Source organism: Pseudomonas sp. HMSC08G10 (genome assembly GCF_001808425.1).
GTDB classification, from domain to species: Bacteria; Pseudomonadota; Gammaproteobacteria; order Pseudomonadales; family Pseudomonadaceae; genus Aquipseudomonas; species Aquipseudomonas guariconensis.
The window spans coordinates 122,575-146,851 of record NZ_KV793297.1; the positions used below are offsets into that span (position 1 = coordinate 122,575).

Consider the following 24,277-nt stretch of genomic DNA (forward strand, 5'->3'; position numbering starts at 1 on the left):
TGTGTAATTTTATCGAATGCGGAGTTCCAACATGCCAAAAATGAAAACCAAGAGCGGTGCTGCGAAGCGTTTCCTGAAAACCGCTTCCGGCTTCAAGCACAAGCACGCTTTCAAGAGCCACATCCTGACCAAAATGTCGACCAAGCGTAAGCGTCAACTGCGCGGTGCCAGCCTGCTGCACCCGTCTGACGTGGCAAAAGTCGAGCGCATGCTGCGCGTACGTTAATTCTGGTCAACGATAGAGGAAGTTACTCATGGCTCGTGTAAAGCGTGGCGTCATCGCTCGTAAGCGTCACAAGAAAATTCTGAAACTGGCTAAAGGCTACTACGGTGCACGCTCGCGCGTATTCCGCGTTGCCAAGCAGGCTGTCATCAAGGCTGGCCAATACGCCTACCGTGACCGTCGCCAGAAGAAGCGTCAGTTCCGCGCTCTGTGGATCGCTCGTATCAACGCCGGTGCCCGCACCAACGGTCTGTCCTACAGCCGTCTGATCGCTGGCCTGAAAAAAGCGTCGATCGAAATCGACCGCAAGGTTCTGGCCGACCTGGCAGTGAACGAAAAAGCGGCGTTTGCTGCGATTGTCGAGAAAGCTAAAGCCGTCCTGGCTTAAGTACCCACGACAATCATCCGGCGGCGCTTTGCGTCGTCGGGTGTAAAACGTCATCGATAGGGGAAGAGCCTTCAAAAGCTCTTCCCCTATTTTCGTATCTGGAGTCTGTACATGGAAAACCTGGACGCGCTGGTTGCCCAAGCCCTCGAGGCCGTGGAACGCGCTGAAGACATCACTACCCTGGAACAGATCCGGGTCCAATACCTCGGCAAGAAAGGCGAGCTGACCCAGGTGATGAAGACCCTGGGCAACCTGCCAGCCGAAGAGCGCCCGAAAGTCGGCGCGCTGATCAACGACGCCAAAGAGCGCGTCACCGACGTGCTCAACGCACGCAAGGCTGCCTTCGAAGAAGCCGAGCTCAACGCTCGCCTGGCCGCCGAATGCATCGACGTGACCCTGCCAGGCCGTGGCCAGACCACCGGCGGGCTGCACCCGATCACCCGTACCCTCGAGCGCATCGAGCAGTTCTTCACCCACATCGGCTACGGCATCGCCGAAGGCCCTGAGGTCGAAGACGACTACCATAACTTCGAAGCGCTCAACATCCCCGGCCATCACCCGGCCCGGGCGATGCACGACACCTTCTACTTCAATGCCAACATGCTGCTGCGCACTCACACTTCGCCTGTGCAGGTGCGGACCATGGAGTCCAGCCAGCCGCCGATCCGCATTGTCTGCCCGGGCCGCGTCTATCGCTGCGACTCGGACATTACCCACTCGCCGATGTTCCACCAGGTCGAAGGCCTGCTGGTCGATCGCGGCATCAACTTCGCCGACCTCAAGGGCACCATCGAAGAGTTCCTGCGCGTGTTCTTCGAGAAAGAACTGGCGGTACGCTTCCGTCCGTCGTTCTTCCCCTTCACCGAGCCTTCGGCTGAAGTCGACATCCAGTGCGTGATGTGCTCCGGCAATGGCTGCCGCGTGTGCAAGCAGACCGGCTGGCTCGAAGTCATGGGTTGCGGCATGGTCCATCCGAACGTGCTGCGCATGTCCGGCATCGACCCGGAAGAGTTCCAGGGCTTCGCCTTCGGCATGGGCGCCGAGCGCCTGGCCATGCTGCGCTATGGCGTCAACGATTTGCGTCTGTTCTTCGACAACGACCTGCGGTTCCTCGCCCAATTCCGCTAGGCCCAATCGACGCACTTTCTAGGAGAACAGCATGAAATTCAGTGAACAGTGGCTGCGCGGTTGGGTAAACCCGCAAGTCTCCCGTGACGAACTGGTCGCCCGCCTGTCCATGGCCGGCCTTGAAGTCGACAGCGTGACCCCCGCTGCCGGCCAGTTCAGCGGCATCGTGGTGGGCGAGATCCTCGCCACCGAACAACACCCGGACGCCGACAAGCTGCGCGTGTGCCAGGTGAGCAACGGCCAGGAAACCTTCCAGGTCGTCTGCGGCGCTCCGAACGCGCGCCCAGGCATCAAGATCCCGTTCGCCATGATCGGCGCCGAACTGCCGGGCGACTTCAAGATCAAGAAGGCCAAGCTGCGCGGCGTCGAGTCCTTCGGCATGCTGTGCTCGGCCGCCGAGCTGCAGATCAGCGAAGAGAACGACGGCCTGCTGGAGCTGGCGGCTGACGCCCCGGTCGGCGAAGACATTCGCCAGTACCTGAACTTGGACGACGCCAGCATCGAGATCGGCCTGACCCCGAACCGCGGCGACTGCCTGTCCATCGCAGGCCTGGCCCGCGACGTCAGCGCCCTGTACGACGTGCCGGTCACCCGTCCTCAAGTGCCAGCCGTTGCCCCGGCCCACGACGAAGTGCGCCCGGTCGAAGTCTGCGCGCCGGCGGCCTGCCCACGTTACCTGGGCCGCGTCATCCGCAACGTCGACCTGAGCAAGCCGACCCCGCTGTGGATGGTCGAGCGCCTGCGCCGCAGCGACGTGCGCAGCATCGACGCTGCCGTCGACATCACCAACTACGTGATGCTCGAGCTCGGCCAGCCGATGCACGCCTTTGACCTCGCCGAAATCAACGGCGGCATCCGCGTACGCATGGCCGAGGAGGGCGAGAAGCTCGTCCTGCTGGACGGCCAGGAAGTCGCCCTGCGTGCCGACACCCTGGTCATCGCCGACCACACCCGCGCCCTGGCCATCGCAGGCGTCATGGGTGGCGAACACAGTGGCGTGAACACCGAGAAGACCCGCGACCTGTTCCTGGAAAGCGCCTTCTTCGAGCCGATTTCCGTCGCAGGCAAGGCCCGTTCCTACGGTCTGCACACCGATGCCTCGCACCGCTACGAGCGCGGCGTCGATTCGCAACTGGCCCGTGAAGCCATGGAGCGCGCCACCGCCCTGGTCCTTGAGATCGTCGGCGGCGAAGCCGGCCCCATCGTCGAGGCCGTGAGCGAGCAGCACCTGCCGAAGGTCGCGCCAGTCACTCTGCGCGCCGAGCGTATCAACCAGATGCTTGGCATGGACATGGACGCTGCCCAGGTCGAGCAACTGCTCAACGCCCTGGAGCTGAAAACCAGCGCTGATGGGGTAGGGCAGTGGACTGTCGAAGTCCCAAGCCACCGCTTCGACATCAGCCTCGAAGTCGATCTGATCGAAGAGCTGGCCCGCCTGTACGGCTACAACAACCTGCCGGTCCGCTACCCGCAAGCCCGCCTGGCTCCGCAGACCCGCCCGGAAGCCCGTGGCGAGCTGCCGACCCTGCGCCGCCTGCTGGTCGCCCGCGGCTATCAGGAAGCGATCACCTACAGCTTCATCGACCCGAAACTGTTCGAGCTGTTCACCCCGGGCGTCGAGCCGCTGCTGCTGGCCAACCCTATCTCCAGCGACATGGCCGCCATGCGCGCGTCCCTGTGGCCGGGCCTGGTCAAGGCGCTGCAGCACAACCTCAACCGCCAGCAGGACCGCGTACGCCTGTTCGAAAGCGGCCTGCGCTTCGTCGGCCAACTGGGCGACCTGAAGCAGCAGCCGATGATCGCCGGCGTTGCCACGGGCAGCCGCCTGCCGGAAGGCTGGGCGAACGGCCGTGACAGCCTCGACTTCTTCGACGTGAAAGCCGACGTGGAAGCCCTGCTGGGCTACTCGGGCGCCCTGGAAGACTTCACGTTCGTCGCCGGCAAGCACCCAGCCCTGCACCCTGGCCAGACCGCCCGCATCGAGCGCGACGGCAAGGAAGTCGGCTACATCGGTGCCATCCACCCAGAGCTCGCCAAGACCCTGGGCCTGGAGCGTCCGGTGTTCGTCTTCGAGCTGGTACTGGGCGAAGTGGTCGAAGGCCGTCTGCCGAAGTTCAGCGAACTGTCCAAGTTCCCAGAAGTGAGGCGTGACCTAGCTTTGATCGCAGGACGTGATGTTGCTTCTAGCTCCGTGCTTGAAGTAATTCGTGACAATGCGGGCGAATGGCTCACAGACCTAAGGCTGTTTGACGTCTACCAGGGTAAAGGCATTGATCCTGATAGAAAAAGCCTGGCCGTCGGCTTGACCTGGCAGCATCCATCGCGCACTCTTAACGACGATGAGGTGAACACTACCCTGCAAAACATCCTCACCTCGCTTGAACAAAGGTTGAACACCACGTTAAGGAAATAGCGTATGGGTGCTCTGACGAAAGCTGAGATGGCCGAAAGGCTGTACGAGGAGCTGGGGCTCAACAAGAGAGAGGCCAAGGAGCTGGTCGAGCTGTTTTTCGAAGAAATTCGGCACGCACTTGAAGAGAACGAGCAGGTCAAGCTGTCCGGTTTCGGCAACTTCGACCTTCGCGACAAACGTCAGCGGCCGGGCCGCAACCCCAAGACAGGGGAAGAGATCCCGATCACCGCTCGCCGCGTCGTCACCTTTCGTCCAGGGCAAAAACTGAAAGCCCGGGTTGAGGCCTATGCTGGAACCAAGCCATAACGACGAGTTGCCCCCCATTCCGGGCAAGCGCTACTTCACCATCGGTGAGGTCAGTGAGCTCTGTGCGGTAAAACCGCACGTGCTGCGTTATTGGGAACAGGAGTTCCCGCAACTCAACCCGGTCAAGCGCCGCGGCAACCGACGGTATTACCAGCGCCAAGACGTGCTGATGATCCGGCAGATCCGCGCGCTGCTATATGACCAAGGCTTCACCATCGGCGGGGCGCGACTGCGCCTCTCCAGTGACGAGGCCAAGGATGACACTACCCAGTACAAGCAACTGATCCGGCAGATGATTGCCGAGTTGGAGGATGTGTTGGTGGTGTTGAAGAAGTGAACCGAACCCGATGAATGGAAAGTTTTTTGAAAAAAAGCTTCCATTATTCAAAAGGTTAGGGTAGATTCTTCACCGTTCTCGGCAGTATCGAGAATGATGTCGGGGCGTAGCGCAGCCCGGTAGCGCACTTGCATGGGGTGCAAGGGGTCGAGTGTTCGAATCACTCCGTCCCGACCAAAAATCCCTAAAAAATCCAGTCACCGCAAGGTGACTGGATTTTTTTATGTCTGGTGGTTTTCGAGTGCCTCGGGAGACTGGGCGGCACGGCGAGTGGTGATCAGCTTGGATGAGTAGCGATTGTTCGTAGAGGAGTCAATTTCAGGGCTTTGGGCGAAACTAGGATCGATTCAGTATCATTTAATGAGGCTGCAAGGCTTAAGCTTTATGCCAGCGGATCGTCATGACTTGATCCGCAGCTGGCAAGCTAAGGTTATAAGTTACGCCATCGAGGCAGTGGATTGCTTTAGCGCGGAGGCATTGGCCTCCAGTTTCACTGACATCGAGCGCTCCTGGAAGTACCGTGCAGTCTGCTCATCCGTGCAGTACAGGTAACACCCCTTCATCCCGCGTGTCATCAGAGTGCGGTAGGTGTTCTTGATGATCAGGTCGACCAGCTTACGGGTCTCTTCCGGCTCAGACTTCATGCGAGTCTTGTAACCCCGAGTCGAGCGATCCTGCTTATCGCGCATTTCCGGTGCGGTGACGACTCGGCCATTCCTGATAACCAGGTCCGGCCCGATGATCACGCCGATATAGTCCACTTCCAGCCCTTGGCAGGTATGGATACACCCCACTTGCTCAATCGAGTTTTCGGCGATGATCCAAAGACTACCGTCCTGGTCGAGATTCCATTTACGCCGATAATTTTCACCGATCACGATGTCGTAGGCAGACGCCTGCTTTTTGCTGCTCCAGGGCCAGCAGTAACCAGCCACTACGCGGGATTTGTTTTGGCTGTTCTTCTCTGAATGGCTTCATGTAGCGCTTCAAGTGTTTCGAATACCTTGAACTCATAGGTGCTTGTATCGAGATGACGGTTGGCGGTGTTTCGAATCTCCAGTACATCATCGAGCCAAGCGAGGTATCCATCCGAACCGTTGCATCGGAACTGTGAGGCCAGGCTGTATTCTTCGACCTCGGCGCCCTTGGCTTTGGCAAATGCATGGATGGCTTCGCGGCTGCCAATATCGCTCAAGGTTACGCGCTGGTCTTCGTCGATAAAGAAGATCGTGCACTTGGAGGAGTTGATCAGTTCCTTGATCTGGTTCTCGCCGAGGTTGCCATAAAGCCCGCTTTTTTCATTGAGGCGGTGGGCTTCGTCCACGACCAGGAAATCGTAGGTGTTCGCTTCGGTATCGACGAACGCGCCGGAGCCAGTAAACATGTGAGAGAAGCGGCTGCGAGTGATGGAGCCGGCAAGCTTGCTCTCATAGACCTTACGCGGTGCAGCATTCTTCGACACGTACTTACCGACCAGACCATGGCTGGTGAGTTTGACTAACAGATTGAGCGCCACCACGGTTTTACCGGTGCCGGGCCCTCCTTCAATGATGACGACTCTGGGATGCTCTGCGGACGAGGCTGTACCAGCGGCGGCAGTGGCTTCGAATACTTCTTTCTGGTCGTCGATCAGAATGAATTCAGGCTGCGCTTTGAGTAAGCCTTTCAACGAGTCGGCCAACGCTTTTGATGGCCGGATCGGGCTGGCCATGAGGTCATGCAGCACGCTGTTCTCATCACCCATGGCGATGTGCTGCTTGATATAGGTACGCATGCGAGCGAGCTCTTCTTTACCTTTGAGGAAGAGCGGGGCCTTAATGATGTAGTCCTGATAATGCTGGGCATCGATCATGCCATCGCCTACGTAGTTGTGCAGGTAGGCGCATGCATTGACTTGGATGCCGCCGGAATATACTGCTTCGTTGAAGCCTTCTAGCAACGAGGCGTACGACCAAGCTTGGTAAGACGGATGAACTGTTTCACGCAGACCGCCGCCCAGCGCCGTTTTGACGATAGCGTCCCTACCCGTCGCCTTGGCCGAACTCCATTGCTTGAGTTCAACCAACAGGGCATTGCGTTGCCCTTGGGCGTTATACCCGGTGAGGGTAATGTCGATGCGCTTGGAGGTTTGCGGAATGTGCAGCTCAATCGCTACCCCCATGTCATCCGGGATCTCGGTATCGCGCAGTACCTTCGCCATGGCGCCGAGGGAGTTCTTCCAGGCGTTCATCTCCGCAACGGCCACGGCTTTGCCGGTCGCAGTTTTGAAGCTCTGTAAGATCACGTCTTCGATGTCATCGTTATCGTTGTCGTGCAAAAACCGTACTTTGGTCGCTTCGTAAACGATCAAGGCCTTTCTTATTCAAGGCTGCAATCAGAGCTGGTCGTATTTCTTGGCGGTATCCCGAGCCTTATCGACGGGGTATTTTTCGCCGTTGATTCGCAGCTTGTTTTGCACGGCAGCATTGAGGTCGACGCCCAGGACCGATGCCAGGCGCACCAGATACATCAGCACGTCGGCCAACTCGTCTTGAACTGCTTGGCCGGTCTCTGGCGAGCGAGCGGCAGACTTCGATGCTTCCTCGGTCAGCCATTGGAATATCTCGTTCAGCTCTCCCACTTCGCCGTTCAGCGCCATGACCAGATTCTTGGGCGAGTGGAACTGAGCCCAATTGCGGTCAGTGGCGAACTGCTCAAGCGCCTGTGCGAGTTGGCTGACTTCGACGAGTGTGGGCGAGGAGGGTGTTTGGGCTGTCACGGATGCTTCCTGTGGTGTCGAGCAGGCGAACAGGGCGGGCGTGCCATCGTTTCGCCTTTTTACGTATGCTCGACACCTTACTTCCTTCAGCCTGAATGAGGAAGATCGTAAGAATAATCTATGTCCTCTGCATGATTTTTGCGCATGGCCTAGAAGTTACAGCTGCCTTCCAAGCTAGAAACCGCTATTGAGATGTTCACTGAGCGTGCTGTTGATGAAACGTGGTGGAGCTACTTGCAATAGCTGCGGTGGCTTGGATCAGACTTTCCCACTTCCCTGTAGTCCCTTTCCCAAACATACTTCTACCGCCTTCCAGCCCATTGCTGTCGCTCCATCAGCGCTCTAGTCTCGCCGGGTCGTTGCAAATTCAACGACCGGTTTTGACAGACCGATCCTGATTTTCGGACCACAGCGCATCGCTTTATGGCAGCTGTCGTGGGGCACTTCGGTGCGCCGAGTTCCGATATCCTCGGTCTGTCAACCCGCGTACAGCTGCCACCCATTTGTTTGACAGCAGAGACGTGGCAGCTCCATTGATATCGGAGTTTGTCATGCTCAAAATCGTCCCCGACCCACCCATACCATCCGAATCCCTCACCACCCTCGAAGAGATCCTCATCCAGATCTCCGAATACCTCGTCTGCGCCCTGACCGTTTCCCAGCACAGCGTCCAGCTTCACGCCAAGCCTCCCGGCCAGGTCCTGGCCTTGGCAGCCATGCACGAAATCGAGCGCGCCCACGCCTTGGCGGAGATGGCGCTGAGTCGTGTGCAGGCGCAGCACTGATCACCTGCAGTCCGTTTCCGAAATGACGCGAGTTCCCTCGTAAGCCTGTCCAGATGATCTAGCCTCGCAGTGTTCGTCGTTCTTCATCGACCAGGGCTGGCCAGGCTACGGGCAGAGATCTGCGTAGGGTTGCGCAGGTTGATTTGGTCGCTCTGGTTGGTGTTGAGCGACGAGCCCTTGAATCAGTGAGCGCCTCTGGTGGATACCCAGGGGCGCTTTTTTTTTTGCGTTGAGGGCAAGTGATGAAAGGCAGGGACAGCCTGGCGGGCCATCGCGGCACAAAGACGCTTTTACACAGGGGGCGTGCAATTAGCGGGCAGCAATCGCGTTGAAGCGAAACGCCAGCGCTGGGAGGCTAGGGCGGTCTGCTTCGTTTTCCGGCAGATACAAGGGTTGGCCTTCCAGCGAAACGTATTCGCTCTGCTTCAACGCGTCGGCGATGCCAATTTGCATATCGCTTGGGTTGACCCATAACAGCCCCAAGTCGAACAGGGTATGCACGTCAGCCCTCAGTAACAGCCCATTGGTAACTACGTTGGTTTCATCGCCGAGGTAGGGGTGGATATGGGCTGCTTCCAACACCTGCGGCAAGGTGCAGCCTGTCATGGCGCAGCGGCCTTTGTAGGCCTTGAGCAATTGCTTTCGGAATTGAGGTTGGCCGCGTCGCCGAACGATCGACGCCAGGGTGCGCGTGCGCGCGTCGCTCAAGTCATCGGGATTGAAGGCGCCTTGGGTGTCCAGTGCTTGCTCGATCGTTACCGGAAGATCTTCTCCAGCCGCGACTGGTACACGCTTCAATACGAACGATGTCGGTCGACTGCCTTCACTGCCTTCACACGTGAAAACACCCTCGTACCGAAAACCCGCATTGGGATGTTCGTACTTCGCTTTGCGATAGAAAACCAGCAACTCCAGGCCTCGCTGACGATGCTCCAAGATGAGGGCATCGGTTCGCCCCATGGTTTGTCCTTGCATGCGAAGGGTGTCGCCTTGCAGGGTGTCTTCGTATTGGGTTCTGTCAGACGTCTTGTGTTCGGTGATGAACAGCCAGACAGAGTCGTACCCCTTCGGGCGGAAGATCCCGGTGTTGAGCGTGGCGTCGTGAATGTCGAAGCGTGCCTTGAGGTCCGCTCGGCTGTAAACGCTGCCTGGCTCCAACTGCTGCGATGTGAATACGCTGGGTGAGATTCCGTTAGGTGGAAGAGTGGAGGGCAGCGTCACGAGGGCATCCTTGCAAGCGAGGGCAGGGGCCTACATTTCGCCGCTGCCAGGGATGCCCGATACCTTACTTCCTTCAGAATTAATCAGGAAGCATGTAGGAGAATTCTCTAGTTACAGAGGGCAGGGGTGGGGATTGATAGGCGCCTCTGATGGCTGTCAGAAGCGCTTTTTGTGCCCGCGGCGCAAATCAAGCACCGAGCAGCCCATCACTGACACAAGCCCGCTCCCGAACGTAAAGCGTTTGCCTTTGGCGTTGAATGTAAGCCTGCCGCCCTCACACCGGCGGCCTGACATACACAACCTGGTCACGCCCATTCTGCTTGGCGGCATAGAGCCCTTTGTCGGCGCGCTCCAGTGCGTCATCGATTTTTTCACCCGGGGCGAAGAGGGTGCAGCCGATGCTCACGCTAACCTTCAACTCAGCGCTGGGCAGTTGCATTGGGTTGCTACCGATCTGTTCACGAACGCGCTCGGCAATCCGCTTCAGTTCTTCGTTGTCGTTGACCTGCAAAATAGCGACGAATTCTTCTCCGCCGTGGCGCACGAGCAGGTCGTCGGGGCGAAGGGCGGCTCGCAGGCGGCGGGCGCATTCACAGAGCACTTTGTCTCCGCTTGCATGGCCGTACGTGTCGTTGATGGATTTGAAATGATCGAGGTCTGCGTAAATCGCAGCCAGGCGTAAGCCACTGGCTGCGGACATACGCCGTTGGTGCTCTTCAAACGCGGTCAACGCGCCGCGGTTCCACAGTTGGGTCAAAGGGTCGAGCAGCGCTTTACGGTGCTCTCGATCCATTTCAAGGCGCAAGTCGCGGTTGGCCTGGGCCAACGCGCGCAGTTGCAGATAGCCCTCTGCGAGGGTGGCCAGGTCCTTGAAGTTCGCTTTTTGGGCGTCGCTGAGCACGCGGGGGCGGGGGTCGAACATGCATAGGGTGCCGATGGCCTTGCCGTTGCCAGCGCGTAGCGGGTGGCCGGCATAGAAGCGGATATGGGGCGCGTTGAGCACCAGCGGATTGTCAACGAAGCGCTCATCGTATCTGGCGTCGGGGACCATCAAGGTATCTTCACCGAGAATGGCGTAGCCGCAGAAGGAAATACTCCGTGTCGTTTCGCTTACCTCCAGCCCGATTCGGGCTTTGAACCACTGCCTGTCCTGGTCGATGAGGCTGATGAGCACCGTGTCCACGTGGGCCAGATCCTGGGTGAGCCGTACCAAGGTATCGAGGTAGTGCTCGGCTGGGGTATCGACCAGGTTCATGTCATCGAGGGCGCGCTGGCGAAGCGCTTCGTCAACGGGCAAAGGGCAAGCTGGCATGTTCAATCTCCCATTCCTTGGTTCACGGCTTCCGGCGTTGGCAAGGTGCAGTTTCTGTTCATCGTCAAACCGAGCACAGCATAGGTTATGGGCATCAAGACTACGACAGTACGGACACGCCTGAACGCCCCGTCATCCATTTCTTCGCGAACATGTGATTTCTCCCACTCGATTGTCGTCAAGAATGCCACCCCTCGCTGTCGTCTGGGGGACTGATGACTGGGCCTTCCATGCAAACGCTGTTGAACGAAATTCTCGACGAAGTGCGTCCCTTGATCGGCAAGGGCAAAGTGGCTGATTACATTCCCGCGTTGGCCGATGTGCCCGCGAACCAGCTGGGCATCGCGGTCTATGGCAACGATGGCAGTTATTACTGCGCAGGCGACGCGCTGGTGCCGTTTTCGGTGCAAAGTATTTCCAAGGTGTTCAGCCTAGTCCAGGCGATCGAGCACTCGGGTGAGGCGATCTGGGAGCGGCTGGGTCATGAGCCTTCGGGCCAGCCGTTCAATTCCCTGGTGCAGCTGGAGTTCGAGCGCGGGCGTCCGCGTAACCCATTCATCAATGCCGGGGCGCTGGTGATCTGCGACATCAACCAGTCGCGTTTCGCCGCGCCCACGTTGTCGATGCGCGATTTCGTGCGGCGGTTGTCGGGCAATCCGCACATTGCGATCGATACCCGGGTCGCTGACTCGGAGTATCAGTTCCGCGCGCGCAACGCGGCCATGGCTTATCTGATGCAGTCATTCGGCAACTTCCATAACGAGGTCGAGACGGTGCTGCGCAGTTATTTCAGCTACTGCGCGCTGCAGATGAACTGCCTGGACTTGGCCAAGGCGTTCTGTTTCCTGGCCAACGATGGGTTCTGCAAGCACAGCGGCAACCAGATTCTGACCCAGCGCCAGACTCAGCAGGTGAACTCGATCATGGCCACCAGTGGGCTGTATGACGAAGCCGGGAATTTCGCCTACCGCGTGGGCTTGCCCGGCAAAAGCGGCGTAGGCGGCGGGATCGTCGCGATCGTGCCAGGGCAGTTCACGGTCTGCGTGTGGTCACCGGAGTTGAACGCCGCGGGCAACTCGCTGGCCGGGATGGCAGCGCTCGAGTTGCTCAGCTCACGGATCGGATGGTCGGTGTTCTGATCGGCACTCGGCCGCAATACCGTTACAGCACGAAAGCTCCAGGGCTGTCGTGCTGTAAAACCCCTCCGCGCAGCCTACCGCCAGTAATACCCCGAGCACTCATGTTGAAGCGCCCCCGGGAACTCCCAGTTGCGAATCAAGTACTGCTCCGCACCCGGCATCGCGCAGTCAATATGGCGGCAGTTGAGCGCCGGTTTGTGCGCTGCAATCAATACCGACTCCACGGCGCGGATTGCTTGCGCGGTGAGCTGTTGCCCCTCTTCAAGGGTGCCCAGGGAGACCGAGAGATTGGCGTGATACCAGAACCGGCCCTTCAGATGCTCCCCCAGCCGCGCCCGAAAAGACCGGCCAGTGGCGGACATTTTCGTCTCGCCAATATACAGAAGCACATCCGGTCCATAGACCGGATGACGCCCGTAGAGGCAGTAAAAACCGGTGCGCTGAAAACCGTCTGCCTCCGGCAGCCCGTGCACCTGTTGGTCGGGGTCATAGTGGATCTTGATCCGATCGGACCAGGAAATATCGACAACGGTGAATTCGGTCATGGCGCTCTCTTGGCGGGTCTCAAGCTGGCGTGTTGACAGTGTCATCTGCGCTCGAGTTGGCGATATTGATGCAGGGCATGGAGGGACAAGGCCAGGACCACGGGGATGTGCAAGGCCATGGAGATCGCCCCGATGTCGTACCAGACGTGGGCAACCGTATTGAGATAGAAGAACAGCGCAAACAGCCCAAATAATGATTGCTGGAACAACTGCGGCTTGTCTTTTTTCAAGTGGCTGCGTGTTCTGTCGAAGGCAATGCCGCTGAACACGATGCTCAACAGGAACCCGAGAATTGGGATGAGCAGGAGCGGGTGGGCGGTTCCTGTGTCGGTCATCCTGCGAGCAAGGAAGAAGTACTCGCCGGCCAGGAGGATCAGCGAGGACGTCAGGATGAAGGCGAACAGGTAGAAATACCCGTTCAGAATGCATTCGAGTACCGGTTTCTCCTGGCGTTCTTCTTCCTGCCGGTTTCTCGGCATACTCACTGCGGCCGTCAGCAACCCACCGCCCAGCCCCCCGAGTGTCATGGCGGTGAAGGTGGTCAGCACGCCAGCCAGCTCGATCTTGCCGAGCAATCGCTCGCGCTCGTTTTTCAATGAGGCGGCATTGGGTGCAGGGTTGGTGGTCTTGTCAGGCGTGGGCCTCCCACTCCCAGGGGCCGGCGTTTCGAGCCCGGATAATTGCTGCTCTACATCGATCAAGCGTTTCTTGGCACTGAGGCTGTCAGCTGCGATATCCGCTGTGATGGTCACCGCCCCACAGATGGCGATGACAAAACCCAGCATCAATCCGCGGGCGGTGCTCAGTTTCAACGGGATGATGGAGGCGAAAAACGTCACGATGCCCCAGACGACGAGCATCTCCAGGAAAGGGGTTTGTATCAGCTCATTCCAGTTGTCGAGCCTGGAAAGGTATTGCTGCTGTAGGGTCTGGAATAGCGGTTGGATACTCGACTGCACTTATCTGTCCGAAGTCGCGAAAAGAAGGTCCAACCTGTTAGATCGCCCTGGGTTTGCAGATCTTTAATGATTTGCAGGGCGTTTCTAACGCTAAATCAGCGTCTACGGCGCAACATCGCTGCCAGCGCCACCGTCAACACCACCGCCAGCACCACGGCCAAGGCAAAGGTCGCCGCGATCCCCAACCGCTCCAGCAACCCTGCGACCACCAGATAAAACGCGATAACCCCCACCGCCCCGATGGCATTGCCCCGCACCATCGCCGCCATCCCCGCGCGCCCGCCCTGCACATGGGCGAACACCACCAATGGCCAGGCAATCACCGGAATCGGCGCCAGCATCCCGCTCGCTGCCGGCCCCAGCCAGCTGGCAAAGCCGGTGGTGACCATCAGCAAGGTGGTGGCGGCCACCATGCGCAGGGGGATTTCCCAGTAGCGATGACGGGGTTTGGCCAGCAGGTCTGGTTTGGGCTCGCGGTCACTGGCGCGGATCAGCCAGGCGATCAGTGCCAGGGAGACGGCAATCGACAGGTACAGGCTGCCGCCGTGGGTAAAGGCGTAGGCGGCCACGGCGTAGAGCGCCAAGGCCAGCAGGGCGGCCCAACCGATGCCAGTGCGTCGAGTCGCGTACAGGTAGCAGACATAGGTGGCTTGCACCGCTGCAAGGCCACCGAGCGCACCGGGTACGGCGTTCAGCATGAACGCGGTGCCTTGTTCCAGGCACAGGAAGGTCATCACCAACGCGGAGGTGATGGGCAAGCCGGACAACAATCCACCCAGCAGGCCACCCCAGCGCCGCGAAGCGAGGGAGACGCCCCACATCAGTAGCGGGGTGACGATGAGCTTGAGGTAGAAGAGCGTCATTGCCGGCGGCTCGTCCGCGTCGATTGTACCGGGGGGCCAGAGGGCGTGGGGATGGCGCGGTCTTCCGGCTTCATGCAATCGGTCCTTGAGCACAGGCGGGTGTGACCGAGCATGCGGTGCTCCAGTGTTGATGGTCAACCCTTGTGCGCGCCGTTGCTGAGGCGGCTATTCGGGGCCGGCGAAAAGGCCTCGAAGGGGCGGGCAGGGAGATGACGAGGTTCTTCGGAAGGCACCGACATACAGGCCATCAGGGGCTCCGTACGCTACGGGTTTTGCACGCGGCGACTGGTTTTCCGCCATCTCGGTTCTTCAGACAGGATGCTTGATGAGACTTACACGCTTGGACGAACTCGGAGCACGCCCCTCGACCTACCTGGCGCGGATGCGCATCGAGCAACTGATCGATCTGCCTCGGTTGTTTGCGGTGATCGATGCCGACCCGGCGCTGATCGGGGCGGGTGTGGTTTATATCGATGCGCAGTACAACATCGTCAACCTGCGTAGGTTTCAGGCGGTGTGCAGTGTGGTGCCGAAGCGGGTGGTGATTCAGGAGCTGAGGCGGCATGTTACGCCGCAGCAGTATGTGGAGCAGGTTCAGCGAGGTTCGCGCGAGTCTCGGCTCCTTGAAGAGATGGCCAATATGGGGGTGGCTTGTACTGGCGCGGTCTTGAGTGTGGCACTTGTCATTGTGGGTGGCGGAGTGTCTGCTGTTTCTGCAGGGCTCGCTACGCCGATAATGTATCTCGGGATGGCGGGTGCGGTAGTGTCGGTCGTTCAGTGCGGTATCGGTATCAGAAGGGCAAGAGCCGAATACACCAACCCTGGACTTGTCGATCGGTAACGATCAATGGGTCCTGTCAGTAAGCCGGTTGCTTGATGCGATTTCGTTGCTTGCGGTCCTTGCGGGTAGCTACAACATGATCAAGTACCTGCAGCATTTGAGGTCTGTGACGGGACGTAGCTGGTCCGAGTTATTGAGGCCCTTGGGACGACAGCAGCGTAAGGCGTTGAACAATGAACTGCTTCGCATCAGTCATCCAAGCCTTACGAAAAAACAGCTAAAGCTAGCGCAGCAGACTGGTCAGATGAAAAAAAGGCTCACCGATATAGAGATGAAGAGGGTGACATCTATTCAGATACGTGAGTCCCTGGCTAACGTACTTGGGATCGCCGGAAATGCGACTGTGCAGTCTATCGTCGTTAGTACTGTCGAGCTTGATACAAAATGACGTATATAAGAAAAGAGCTTCCGATCTGGATCAGGCCTTATTTCACGATCTTCTCCGCCGTCTTTGTTCTCTCCATTGTCGCAGGAGTTAACGGGGTTACGAGTGTCGCGGAAAAATTCCTCACTGGCCCTATGCAAGAGCATGCTCTGGATGCCACGGCAGGCTCCATTAGTTTGGTTGTCTTGGTTCAGATTCTCTTGATTTTGAGAGCCCATGTACGAGCGCTGAAAAGTTTAGTGGTGCTGCTGGTAATTGCGCTGATCAGCACCCTCGCAACCTATACGACCTCATCCAATGCCCAAGTGACCGTCATGTCCGCCATTCTCCCGTTGGCGGCCTTATGGCTGCTGAACACCCGCCGCTTCCGAGGCCTCTGGAAACGCCTCTGCGTCATGCGCAGGCGCCGTACCCGCCATCGGCGCCTGCTCAGGCAACTCAAGCGAACGCGTTAGACTTTTGATCTTTTTGATTACGGCGTCGTCTTCGAGGACGCCTTCGCGGGTAAACCCGCTCCCACAGGTTCCGCTGTGCTATCAAGAACTCCGCTGTACCTGTGGGGGTAAACCCACAGGCTTGAGTTGTTCCCACAAGTCGATACATGCAGGTCCCTGTGGGAGCGGGTTTACCCGCGAACAGGCCCGTGCCGCAACACAAGACCGTTGTTCCTGCCTGGCCGCTCCCGCAGCGCGGCAGACAACAGGCGGGGCCTGTCAGCGATAGCGAGTCATCACCCGCGGCTCGCATCCAGCGCCTGCGCCAGGTCCGCGATGATGTCATCGCAGTGCTCGATCCCGATCGACAACCGCACCATGTCCCGTGGCACCCCAGCTTTTTCCAGCTCTTCATCATTGAGTTGGCGATGGGTGGTGGACGCGGGATGGCAGGCCAGTGACTTGGCATCGCCGATGTTCACCAAGCGCACCACCAACTGCAGCGCATCGATAAAGCGTGCGCCGGCTTCTTGCCCGCCTTTGATCCCGAACGAAAGAATCGACGCCGGTTTGCCGCCGGTGTAGCGGCGCGCTAGCGCGTGCTCCGGATGGTCCGGCAAGCCGGCGTACTTCACCCAGGCGACCTGCTCATGCCCTTGCAGGTAGTGGGCGACCTTCAGGGCGTTTTCGGTGTGTCGCTCCATGCGCAGGGCCAGGGTTTCCAACCCCTGCAAGATCAGGAAGGCGTTGAACGGCGACAGCGCCGCTCCGGTGTTGCGCAGCGGCACCACGCGGCAGCGGCCGATGAAGGCGGCGGGGCCGAAGGCTTCGGTGTAGGTCACGCCGTGGTAGGACGGATCGGGGGTGTTGAGCAGGGCGAAGCGTGCTTTGTTATCGGCCCAGGGGAACTTGCCGGAATCGATGACGATGCCGCCGATGCTGGTGCCGTGGCCACCGATGTACTTGGTCAGCGAGTGCACGACGATGTCGGCGCCGTGCTCGAACGGGCGACACAGGATTGGGGTGGCGACAGTGTTGTCGACGATCAATGGCACACCGTGACGGTGGGCGGCATCGGCCAGGGCCTGGAGGTCGACGATGTTGCCGGCCGGGTTGCCGATGGATTCGCAGAACACCGCCTTGGTACGGTCGTCGATCAGCGCTTCGAGGGCGGCGATATCGTCATGCGGCGCGAAGCGGGTCTGGATGCCCATGCGTGGCAGGGTGTGGGCCAGCAGGTTGTAGGTGCCGCCGTAGAGCTTGGCCACCGAGACGATGTTGTCGCCGGCCTCGGCGACGGTCTGGATGGCATAGGTGATGGCGGCCATGCCCGAGGCCACGGCCAGGGCGCCGACGCCGCCCTCCAGCGCCGCCATGCGCTGCTCAAGGACGTCGTTGGTGGGGTTCATGATGCGCGAGTAGATGTTGCCGGCTACCTTCAGATCGAACAGGTCGGCGCCGTGCTGGGTGTCGTCGAAGGCGAACGAGGTAGTCTGGTAGATCGGGACGGCCACGGCCTTGGTGGTCGGGTCGGGGCTGAAGCCCGCGTGGATGGCCAGGGTTTCCAGCTTCATGTATCGATCCTTGAGTCGTGGTGGAAGCGTTTGAGCATGGAGGCTGGGGGGAGGGTGGTCAAGGTGATGGAAGGCGGGTGATCTGCTCGAAAAGTTGACGTGTATGAATACTCACCGTTGGTGCGTGTCCGGCGCTGCTGTACCTTGGCGGTCAACCAACTCAGCGACTTTTCAGGACAGCAAGCAGATGGATCGGAAGACGTTTCTCGCGCAACCGGATGTGAATGGCTTCATCGAGTGGCTCCAAGCAACGCTTGGGCATCTGCAGGTGCACCTGCGCTTGCGGCGCAGCAAGCAGGTGAAGGGTGGCCTGGATCTGCAAGTGGTGGGCCTGGAGCAGGTGCATGCGGCGTATCGCTGGGGCGCGGGGTGGCAGGATTACCATACCGGGCAATGGGTTGCCTCCACGGACTGGGCCAGCACCAAGGCCTCGCTCGATCTGCTGCGCAGCCGCTTGGCCAGCGCGCTGGCCTCGGGTTGTGACGATGCGACCTACAATGCCTGTCGCGCGGTGTTGCAATGGGGCGGTGTCTGGGGAGCTGTCCCGTTCTTGGGCGAATTGCGACGCAAGGGCAAACTGGTCGAGTACCTGAATGCGTGCCGGCCGTTGTTCAGCCTCGATACGGACCAAACACTTTCGGACCTGAACGAGCGCAGCATCCAGCGCTTCGACGCGGGGCTGACCAAGATCCATGCCCTGATCGACACGACCGGTTCGCCGATCTACGACAGCCGTGTCGGCGCGGCCATTGCCATGCTGTACGCCCGCTACCGGGTAAATGCCCAAGGGCGCGCGCAACTAAAGTTCCCCAGCGGTGCCGCGCGGGGCAAGCAGATACGTGATCCGGGCGAATTTGGCTACGCGGCTGCGCCGCAGTTCTTCACCTCGAAGGTCTCGGACCACATCTGGGCACGAAGCCAGGTCGAGCTAGGGTGGATCATCCAGGCGGTGCTCGAGCGCCTGCCTGGGATGTTTTCCGGCTCGTTGGCCGAGCGCAGCCACTGCTTCGAAGCGGCGCTGTTCATGATCGGTTATGACCTGCGTTGCCTGGTGCCGGATGCCGATGTGGTCGCTGTGCCAGGCGATGCGGCCAAGGCGGGCAAGCGAAGCAGAAAGCCTCGTGCCACTTGGGTGAAGTCTTGTGCAGTGTTTCCGCAGATCTTTCAGGACTACCTCGAGTGCAGCCAGTCCGTGGGCCATTGCGTCGAACTTAAACACTTTCGGCAATGGCAGGTTCGGGCCAAGGGACGCACACCTGGGACCGCCACCGCTTACTGCACGCCTCTTAGACACAGCGAACTCGACTTGGTCCGCTTCAGCCTCTCGGAAGTCGAGGCGATTGCCAATGGCGGCGCAAAGGGGTTGGAAGTGCTCAGTGGAGGCATCATCGAGTTCAACGCTGGCGATGAGTATGAGCAGGTGTATCTGGTGAATGTTTATCTCTCCGGACGTGCGACCGAAATGGCCCGCAAGCATTCTGTATCTGCTTCCGAACTCATCTTCCGTGCGAGATTTGCCGGTGGTACTGGGACCGCTTATCTCATCGTCAATATGGGCAGCAGGCTAGGCAAACACTTCGCTTTAATAGCTGATGGTCTGCCCACCGCCTTGTTCGAAACCTTCTTCGGCCAGGCCCTCATGAACCTGGACGAAGAGCTGCTCGAGGCGCTGGACCGCATCAAGTCCGGTGCGACCGAAGAGGAAGAAGACGACCCGGAATACAGCCCCGCATTCGCCGCCCTGATCCACGAAGCCGCCGCCGGTGAGTTCATTGAACTCGAGGACGGCGATCTGGACGCCCTGATCGAGAGCTACCGGGAATAACTCAGTCGTTATCCGAGGTCACTACGGGCCACTGTGCAGGTTCGGCCAGCGCATCGCCCGTTTCCCGACGCTTGTTCGCCACCCCGAATGGCACATGCACCATCGGCAGATCCCCAGCCACCGACGTCAGGTGGCTGCGTTGGTCGTCGAAGAACATGTGCGGCTTGAGGATCGACAGCACGCGGTCTTTTTCCATGCCGCCCAGGAAGAACGACTCGTCCGGCGACACGCCCCAGTTCTTCAAGGTGGTCACCACCCGCTCATGGGACGGCGCATTGCGCGCGGTGACGATGGCGATGCGCAGGATGCGCTGGTAGTCCGGGCACTGGGCCAGTTTCTGGTCCTCCAGGGTGCGGATATGCGAGAGCTTGCGGTAGAGGTCCGCCAGCGGGCCTGGCTGGTGGGGGATGGCCTTGCGGTCGCGCTCGTGGGCCAGGAACTCGCCGAGGTCGTGATGCTGCTTGTACACGCTCTCGGCCTCGTCATCGGCGATCACGCCGTCGAAGTCGAAAGCCACCCTCAGCTCGGTGTCGATTTCATCGTCGTAGATGCGCGTGGGCAGCACAAGGCCGGCGGGGTAGTCGGCGTCGATGGCGCGCTGGACGTCTTCTTCGTGGGCGCTCAAGAACAGCGAGGCATTGAAGGCCGGGATGTACTCGTAAGGCGAGCGGCCGGACATGAATGCCGCCCGGGTGATGTCCAGGCCGTAGTGGTCGATCGAGCGGAACACCCGCAGGCCGGTCTCGGGCGAATTGCGTGAGAGCAGCACCACCTCCACCGGCAACTGCGCGGGAAAGGCCTTGTTGATGCTCAGAAAGCGCCGGATGAACGGGAAGGCGACGCCCTTGGGGAAGGGCTCGTCGAGGTTCTGCTCCTGGTGCAGACGGTACGCCTCGACCCCCTCGGTCTTGTAGATGTCGTCGGACACGGTCAGGTCGAACAGCGCGCTGGAGGCGACGCCGACGACAAGTTTCTGCTCGATGGGGTAGGGCATGTGGCCTCCTGGGGCTGCTGTGCAAGCCAGATTATGCCAGCCTGGTAGTTCAGCGGGATCGGCCGCAGCAGCAGGTTGAGCGGCATCTGGCCACTGGGGCGGGAGAGGGTGAGCACCTCCAGCTCATCCAGCCCGCGCTGGCGCTGGCGCAGCACGGCCTGGATCGCCTGCTGCAAGGCGCGGTTTTCGTGGTTGAGGTAGGCGCACAGCTTCTCTTGTCGGCACACCAGGCCGTCGCCTTCATCGAACAGCCGCTGGGCCGCACTGTTGCAGCGCAGCTTGCGGCCGTTCTCATCGAGGATCACCGTACCGACCATCAAGCGGTCGATGGTCGCGGCATATAGCTGGCGCTCGGAGTCCAGCCGATCCACGGCCGAGTGCAGGTCCACCGCCGGCTGCACGTGTGGCAGCAGCAGGCGCACCAAGGCGATTTCCTGTGTATCGAAGTCCGCACCGGCATGCCCGCGGCTGGCGAACAAGGCGCAGTGCATCCCGGCGTTGGTCACCATATTGGCCACCAGCACGTGGCGCAGGTCCAGAGGTTGCAGGTAGTTGCGGTAGAAGTCGTGGGCCAGCCACAGCGCGCTGCCCATCACCTGGTCGGCCGTAGCCACTTGATTGGCTGGCCAGTCGAGAAACGGACAGATGGAAGTAGTACTCGCTGTAGGACGGCTCGCCGGGCAGCAGCGGACCGTGGCTGGAGGCGTTGACGATCGGGCCGGGGCGTTCGTGCTCGGGGTTGCGCAGCACCAGGGTGATGAAGCTGGCGTCAAGGCGCTGGCGCAACTGTTCGAGAAAGCTGCCCCAAGGCGTGGATTCGAGAGGGCCTTGATAGACCAAGGCGAGCAAGGCACTGAGCGCGTCGGTAGCGATGGGAGCCGGATGATGAACGGTCATGCTGCGCCTCGCGGGGTATCGGGAAGGGCAGTATTGATGGGGGACTTGCCGTGTAAATTGTCTGTTTGGACTAACTTAGAATGCTCGGGGGGATCCTGCCGCAACCGTCAGCGCCGGCGTCCAAGGAGAAGCCCGATGATCTATGCTCGTTCGTATGCCAGCAACGGGGTATCGCGCAGGGACGCACCTCTCCATGGGCGCCCGACGAGCATTAGAAAATGAAACTCCCCACGTTGAAGCAAGAATGGCCGAACCTGGTGCTCTGGGCGTTTTTGCTATCGCCCATCATTATCCGCACCCTCGCCAACCCGTACGCGAAGATCGACCTGCTGGCGCTCTACACCGTCGCCATCTCGTTGCTGTGGCTGGCGGCGATCCGTTTTGCCTCCACCGATCAATTCAAGCTTCATGTTGGGTTGTTGCCGTTCTATCTGTTGGCCACCATCGACCTGTTCCTGACGCTCAACTTCAACTCCCGGTTGACGGCGGCCTACCTGTTCATCGGGCTGACCAACTACAAGGAAACGACCGACTTCCTGCTGACTTACTGGAAGTCCATCACGTTCGTGCTGGCGGTATTCGCGGCTTGTTACGGGATCGGTCTGGCCGGCCTGTATCGGCGTCAGCTGCCCAAGAGCCGGTCGCTGTTCGCCCTGAGCCTGTGCGCCTTGCTGCTGGGGTATGGCGCGTACTTCTACAAGACCGTCACGGTCAATTCGCTGGGCAAGGGCGCCGTGCTCGACCTGGTCGCCAAGGACCAGAGCACGCCGGTGGGTTACCTGTCGCAGATCGGCCTGACCGCCTACCTGCACGGCGAAACCCTCGAATACATCAAGCAGCGCCAGGACACCGAGGTCAACATCACCCGTGTCTCGAACGATTCGAACATCGAAACCCTCGTTTTTGTGATCGGCGAATCCTCACGGCCACACAACTGGTCGCTCTACGGCTACCACAAGCCAACCACACCGAACCTGGACAAGCGCCTGGGGCTGTTCAAGTTCAACCGCATGTGCACCACCGCGCCCTACACCGCGTTTGCCGTGCCGTCGATGCTGAGCCTGTCGCCGATCTCCGACTGGGACCAGATCGCCTCGACCAAATCCCTGGTGGGCATCTACCGTGCAGCGGGCTACAAGACCCATTGGTTGTCTGTCCAGGAGGTCGACAGCTTTGGTGGGATCATTCCGCAGATTGCCGCCGAGGCGCACAGCCGGCAGTACTTCGAGCGCAGCTATGACGCCGCGCTGCTGCCTGTGCATGAGCAAATCCTGCATTCGGCCGCTGCCAAGCAGGCGATCTTCATTCATATCAAGGGCAGCCATTTCGATTACGAGCGCCGGTATCCGGACAGCTTCGGGCAGTTCCAGCCCGCCACCGACAGCGCCAAGGACAGACTCGTCGCCCATTACGACAACACCGTGCTCTACACCGACTGGCTGCTGCACACCCTCATGAATCAACTGGAGGCCAGCAACAAACCGTCAGTGCTGGTCTACAGCTCCGATCATGGCCAGAACCTCATGGATGATGATCGGGGCTTGTTGGGGCATGGCATCGGCAATGAATACGACTTGTCGGTCTCGGCGTTCGTCTGGGCCACGGACAACGTGTCGCGCCACCAGAGCGCGAAGCTCGAAAAACTCAAGCAACGCCAAGACCAACGGGTGAGCATTGCCTCCCTGCCGCATACGCTGCTGGGGCTCACCGGCGTTTACACGGACGGCTACAACAGTGCCGAGGACCTGCTCAGCGACGACTTCGTCGACTCCAACTGCCCCTATCTGCTCGGCTCGGGTTTCGTGCCCTCGTTCGAGTTCGGTACCCGCTGAGCCGTCAGGTGCGGGCACGTCGGCGTGGCACCGCGCCCGCTGCGCTCATAGCGTGAGCAAGGTGATGCCTTGCTCACGCTCGGCGGCCAGGCCGTCCACCAGCAGGGCGAAGTCCAGCTCCTCGCCTTGGGTGCCGAGCTTTTCCGAGTCGGCTTCGAGCTGGCCGAACTGGTCTTCGAACAGCACCTTTGACTCGTACAGCAAGCGCCCGATCAGCGTGCTCTTGCCGTCGTCGACACTGCCACAGGTGATGAAGCGCAGCAGTTGCTTGTGCTGTTGCGCCTGAAGGTACGGGGTGAGTTCGTCGTGCTGGGTGATGGCGTTCATCAGAAGTACCCCTCTTGTTTTTTCTTCTCCATGGAGCCGGCCGAATCGCTGTCGATCAGGCGGCCTTGGCGTTCCGAGGTGTGGCTGACCAGCATCTCGCTGATGATCGCCGGCAGGTCATCGGCGTCGCTGTCGATGGCGCCGGTAAGCGGGTAGCACCGGGCGCTCCTTGGCGAAGTACAGCGGCACGATGGGGATCTGCTCGAGATAGATGTATTGCCAGATGTCCAGCTCGGTCCAGTTCGACAGCGGGAACACCCGCAGGCTCTGAGGATCGACCAGACCAGCTCTGCAGGGGCGGCGATATCCACGGTGACGGAGCGAACCAGGTTTTTTTCTGTTGTCATCAAGGTGTCCTCGTTGGATGGCCCGTACCTTGGCCAGGCGCGGGAGAGCCGGGTGGCCCAACAAGGGATCGTGACCCGTTGTGACGGGGCGCTCCTCGTCCGTTTGGATGAGCACACTGGGTCTGATGGCGACACCACACGAGCACCGAAGGTTCGGTGGAGTCCGCTGTAGGAAAACAGGCGCCCAACGGAGGAGGCGGGAAAACCACCACACTGTCAGATCGCTGAGCTTTCACCGCGTGTGGGGGTGCTTAGGATGCTGAAAAAGGGGCGGGTTATCTCGTAATGACTGAAGGAGCAAGTCTTGAACATTTCCCTATTCAGCAACACACCTACCGTCACGGTGTCGGACAATCGCGGCTTGCCTGTACGCAATGTCGCCTTCCACCGCCATCCCGATGCACCAGAGGTGACGGACACGCGCATCACCTACCATCGCCACGA

General features: G+C 59.9%; 23 protein-coding genes, 1 tRNA gene and 3 pseudogenes. 15 read left to right on the forward strand and 12 right to left on the reverse strand.

All coding sequences use genetic code 11. The features are described 5' to 3' along the window. Positions 1–31 precede the first annotated feature (31 nt). From rpmI to HMPREF3173_RS05975, 7 genes are all read left to right on the forward strand, one after another. Positions 32–226, forward strand: coding sequence for a 50S ribosomal protein L35 (rpmI, locus tag HMPREF3173_RS05945; protein ID WP_003250667.1), 195 nt, complete (start codon positions 32–34; stop codon positions 224–226). A 28-nt stretch (positions 227–254) separates the two neighbouring features. Next, a complete protein-coding gene (rplT, locus tag HMPREF3173_RS05950; protein ID WP_003250671.1) occupies positions 255–611 on the forward strand; it encodes a 50S ribosomal protein L20 in 357 nt (118 codons plus the stop codon). 111 nt (positions 612–722) lie between these two features. Next, positions 723–1,739: a phenylalanine--tRNA ligase subunit alpha gene (gene pheS, locus HMPREF3173_RS05955; protein ID WP_043215859.1), complete on the forward strand. Its 1,017-nt coding sequence runs from the start codon at positions 723–725 to the stop codon at positions 1,737–1,739. Between the two features lie 31 nt (positions 1,740–1,770). Continuing rightward, positions 1,771–4,152, forward strand: coding sequence for a phenylalanine--tRNA ligase subunit beta (gene pheT, locus HMPREF3173_RS05960; protein WP_070571897.1), 2,382 nt, complete (start codon positions 1,771–1,773; stop codon positions 4,150–4,152). Between the two features lie 3 nt (positions 4,153–4,155). Beyond that, positions 4,156–4,458, forward strand: coding sequence for an integration host factor subunit alpha (gene ihfA, locus HMPREF3173_RS05965; protein ID WP_003250679.1), 303 nt, complete (start codon positions 4,156–4,158; stop codon positions 4,456–4,458). After that, on the forward strand, positions 4,439–4,795 hold the full coding sequence (locus tag HMPREF3173_RS05970) for a MerR family transcriptional regulator (RefSeq protein ID WP_043213594.1): 357 nt from the start codon (positions 4,439–4,441) through the stop codon (positions 4,793–4,795). Before ihfA ends, HMPREF3173_RS05970 begins: the two co-directional genes overlap by 20 nt. Positions 4,796–4,895: 100 nt before the next feature. Beyond that, positions 4,896–4,972, forward strand: a tRNA-Pro gene (locus HMPREF3173_RS05975). A 260-nt stretch (positions 4,973–5,232) separates the two neighbouring features. On the opposite strand, the pseudogene HMPREF3173_RS05980 reads toward HMPREF3173_RS05975, so the two are convergent. Both HMPREF3173_RS05980 and HMPREF3173_RS05985 read right to left on the reverse strand, forming a co-directional pair. Continuing rightward, positions 5,233–7,025, reverse strand: a pseudogene (locus tag HMPREF3173_RS05980) (DNA/RNA helicase domain-containing protein). 144 nt (positions 7,026–7,169) lie between these two features. Then, a complete protein-coding gene (locus HMPREF3173_RS05985) occupies positions 7,170–7,553 on the reverse strand; it encodes a nucleotide pyrophosphohydrolase (protein ID WP_070571898.1) in 384 nt (127 codons plus the stop codon). 551 nt (positions 7,554–8,104) lie between these two features. Here HMPREF3173_RS05985 and HMPREF3173_RS05990 point away from each other — a divergent pair. Then, the gene (locus HMPREF3173_RS05990) at positions 8,105–8,338 is read left to right on the forward strand and encodes a hypothetical protein (protein WP_043213600.1); all 234 of its coding nucleotides are present in this window, start codon (positions 8,105–8,107) and stop codon (positions 8,336–8,338) included. Positions 8,339–8,647: 309 nt separating this feature from the next. Here HMPREF3173_RS05990 and HMPREF3173_RS05995 read toward each other — a convergent pair whose 3' ends face one another. Continuing rightward, positions 8,648–9,559, reverse strand: a complete 912-nt coding sequence (locus tag HMPREF3173_RS05995; protein WP_256544017.1) for an HNH endonuclease — start codon at positions 9,557–9,559, stop codon at positions 8,648–8,650. A gap of 274 nt (positions 9,560–9,833) precedes the next feature. After that, positions 9,834–10,814, reverse strand: coding sequence for a sensor domain-containing diguanylate cyclase (locus tag HMPREF3173_RS06000; RefSeq protein WP_256544018.1), 981 nt, complete (start codon positions 10,812–10,814; stop codon positions 9,834–9,836). Between HMPREF3173_RS06000 and HMPREF3173_RS24835 the strand changes: the two genes are divergently transcribed. After that, complete coding sequence (locus HMPREF3173_RS24835; protein WP_256544026.1) at positions 10,743–10,955, forward strand: hypothetical protein; 213 nt, start codon at positions 10,743–10,745, stop codon at positions 10,953–10,955. The two genes, HMPREF3173_RS06000 and HMPREF3173_RS24835, sit on opposite strands and share 72 nt — an antisense overlap. Before the next feature lie 146 nt (positions 10,956–11,101). After that, entirely contained in the window at positions 11,102–12,010 is a 909-nt protein-coding gene (gene glsB, locus HMPREF3173_RS06005; RefSeq protein ID WP_043213650.1) for a glutaminase B, read from the forward strand. Positions 12,011–12,084: 74 nt separating this feature from the next. Here glsB and HMPREF3173_RS06010 read toward each other — a convergent pair whose 3' ends face one another. The 3 genes from HMPREF3173_RS06010 to HMPREF3173_RS06020 form a co-directional block, all read right to left on the reverse strand. Beyond that, positions 12,085–12,555, reverse strand: a complete 471-nt coding sequence (locus HMPREF3173_RS06010) for a GIY-YIG nuclease family protein (RefSeq protein ID WP_070571900.1) — start codon at positions 12,553–12,555, stop codon at positions 12,085–12,087. A 41-nt stretch (positions 12,556–12,596) separates the two neighbouring features. Then, positions 12,597–13,514 (reverse strand): hypothetical protein, encoded by a 918-nt coding sequence (locus tag HMPREF3173_RS06015; protein WP_070571901.1) that lies wholly within the window; start codon positions 13,512–13,514, stop codon positions 12,597–12,599. Between the two features lie 95 nt (positions 13,515–13,609). Further along, positions 13,610–14,377 (reverse strand): hypothetical protein, encoded by a 768-nt coding sequence (locus HMPREF3173_RS06020; RefSeq protein WP_070571902.1) that lies wholly within the window; start codon positions 14,375–14,377, stop codon positions 13,610–13,612. A 340-nt stretch (positions 14,378–14,717) separates the two neighbouring features. Between HMPREF3173_RS06020 and HMPREF3173_RS23815 the strand changes: the two genes are divergently transcribed. The 3 genes from HMPREF3173_RS23815 to HMPREF3173_RS06030 all read left to right on the forward strand — a co-directional run bounded on the left by HMPREF3173_RS23815 (position 14,718) and on the right by HMPREF3173_RS06030 (position 16,058). Then, entirely contained in the window at positions 14,718–15,218 is a 501-nt protein-coding gene (locus tag HMPREF3173_RS23815; RefSeq protein ID WP_139146818.1) for a hypothetical protein, read from the forward strand. 76 nt (positions 15,219–15,294) lie between these two features. Beyond that, positions 15,295–15,606, forward strand: coding sequence for a hypothetical protein (locus HMPREF3173_RS23820; protein WP_139146819.1), 312 nt, complete (start codon positions 15,295–15,297; stop codon positions 15,604–15,606). Beyond that, positions 15,603–16,058, forward strand: a complete 456-nt coding sequence (locus HMPREF3173_RS06030; RefSeq protein ID WP_070571903.1) for a hypothetical protein — start codon at positions 15,603–15,605, stop codon at positions 16,056–16,058. The genes HMPREF3173_RS23820 and HMPREF3173_RS06030 overlap by 4 nt, the downstream gene beginning before the upstream one ends. A 275-nt stretch (positions 16,059–16,333) precedes the next feature. Here the strand turns inward: HMPREF3173_RS06030 and HMPREF3173_RS06035 are convergent, their stop codons facing one another. Then, positions 16,334–17,611, reverse strand: a complete 1,278-nt coding sequence (locus tag HMPREF3173_RS06035; RefSeq protein WP_070571904.1) for a bifunctional O-acetylhomoserine aminocarboxypropyltransferase/cysteine synthase — start codon at positions 17,609–17,611, stop codon at positions 16,334–16,336. A gap of 187 nt (positions 17,612–17,798) precedes the next feature. On the opposite strand from HMPREF3173_RS06035, the gene HMPREF3173_RS06040 reads away from it, so the two are divergent. After that, a complete protein-coding gene (locus HMPREF3173_RS06040) occupies positions 17,799–19,436 on the forward strand; it encodes a hypothetical protein (protein ID WP_070571905.1) in 1,638 nt (545 codons plus the stop codon). A 1-nt stretch (position 19,437) separates the two neighbouring features. Here HMPREF3173_RS06040 and HMPREF3173_RS06045 read toward each other — a convergent pair whose 3' ends face one another. After that, on the reverse strand, positions 19,438–20,430 hold the full coding sequence (locus HMPREF3173_RS06045) for a 5'-nucleotidase (RefSeq protein WP_070571906.1): 993 nt from the start codon (positions 20,428–20,430) through the stop codon (positions 19,438–19,440). Then, positions 20,367–21,044 (reverse strand): nitrogen regulation protein NR(II), encoded by a 678-nt coding sequence (locus HMPREF3173_RS06050; protein ID WP_256544021.1) that lies wholly within the window; start codon positions 21,042–21,044, stop codon positions 20,367–20,369. The genes HMPREF3173_RS06045 and HMPREF3173_RS06050 overlap by 64 nt, the downstream gene beginning before the upstream one ends. A gap of 501 nt (positions 21,045–21,545) precedes the next feature. Here HMPREF3173_RS06050 and HMPREF3173_RS06055 point away from each other — a divergent pair. Beyond that, on the forward strand, positions 21,546–23,159 hold the full coding sequence (locus HMPREF3173_RS06055; RefSeq protein ID WP_070571907.1) for a phosphoethanolamine transferase: 1,614 nt from the start codon (positions 21,546–21,548) through the stop codon (positions 23,157–23,159). 57 nt (positions 23,160–23,216) lie between these two features. On the opposite strand, the pseudogene HMPREF3173_RS06060 reads toward HMPREF3173_RS06055, so the two are convergent. Together HMPREF3173_RS06060 and HMPREF3173_RS23825 are read right to left on the reverse strand one after the other, a co-directional pair. Further along, a pseudogene (locus HMPREF3173_RS06060) lies at positions 23,217–23,486 on the reverse strand (GTP-binding protein); the annotation flags it as partial. After that, positions 23,486–23,756, reverse strand: a pseudogene (locus HMPREF3173_RS23825) (phosphoadenosine phosphosulfate reductase family protein); the annotation flags it as partial. The pseudogenes HMPREF3173_RS23825 and HMPREF3173_RS06060, both read right to left, overlap by 1 nt. Positions 23,757–24,277 lie beyond the last annotated feature (521 nt).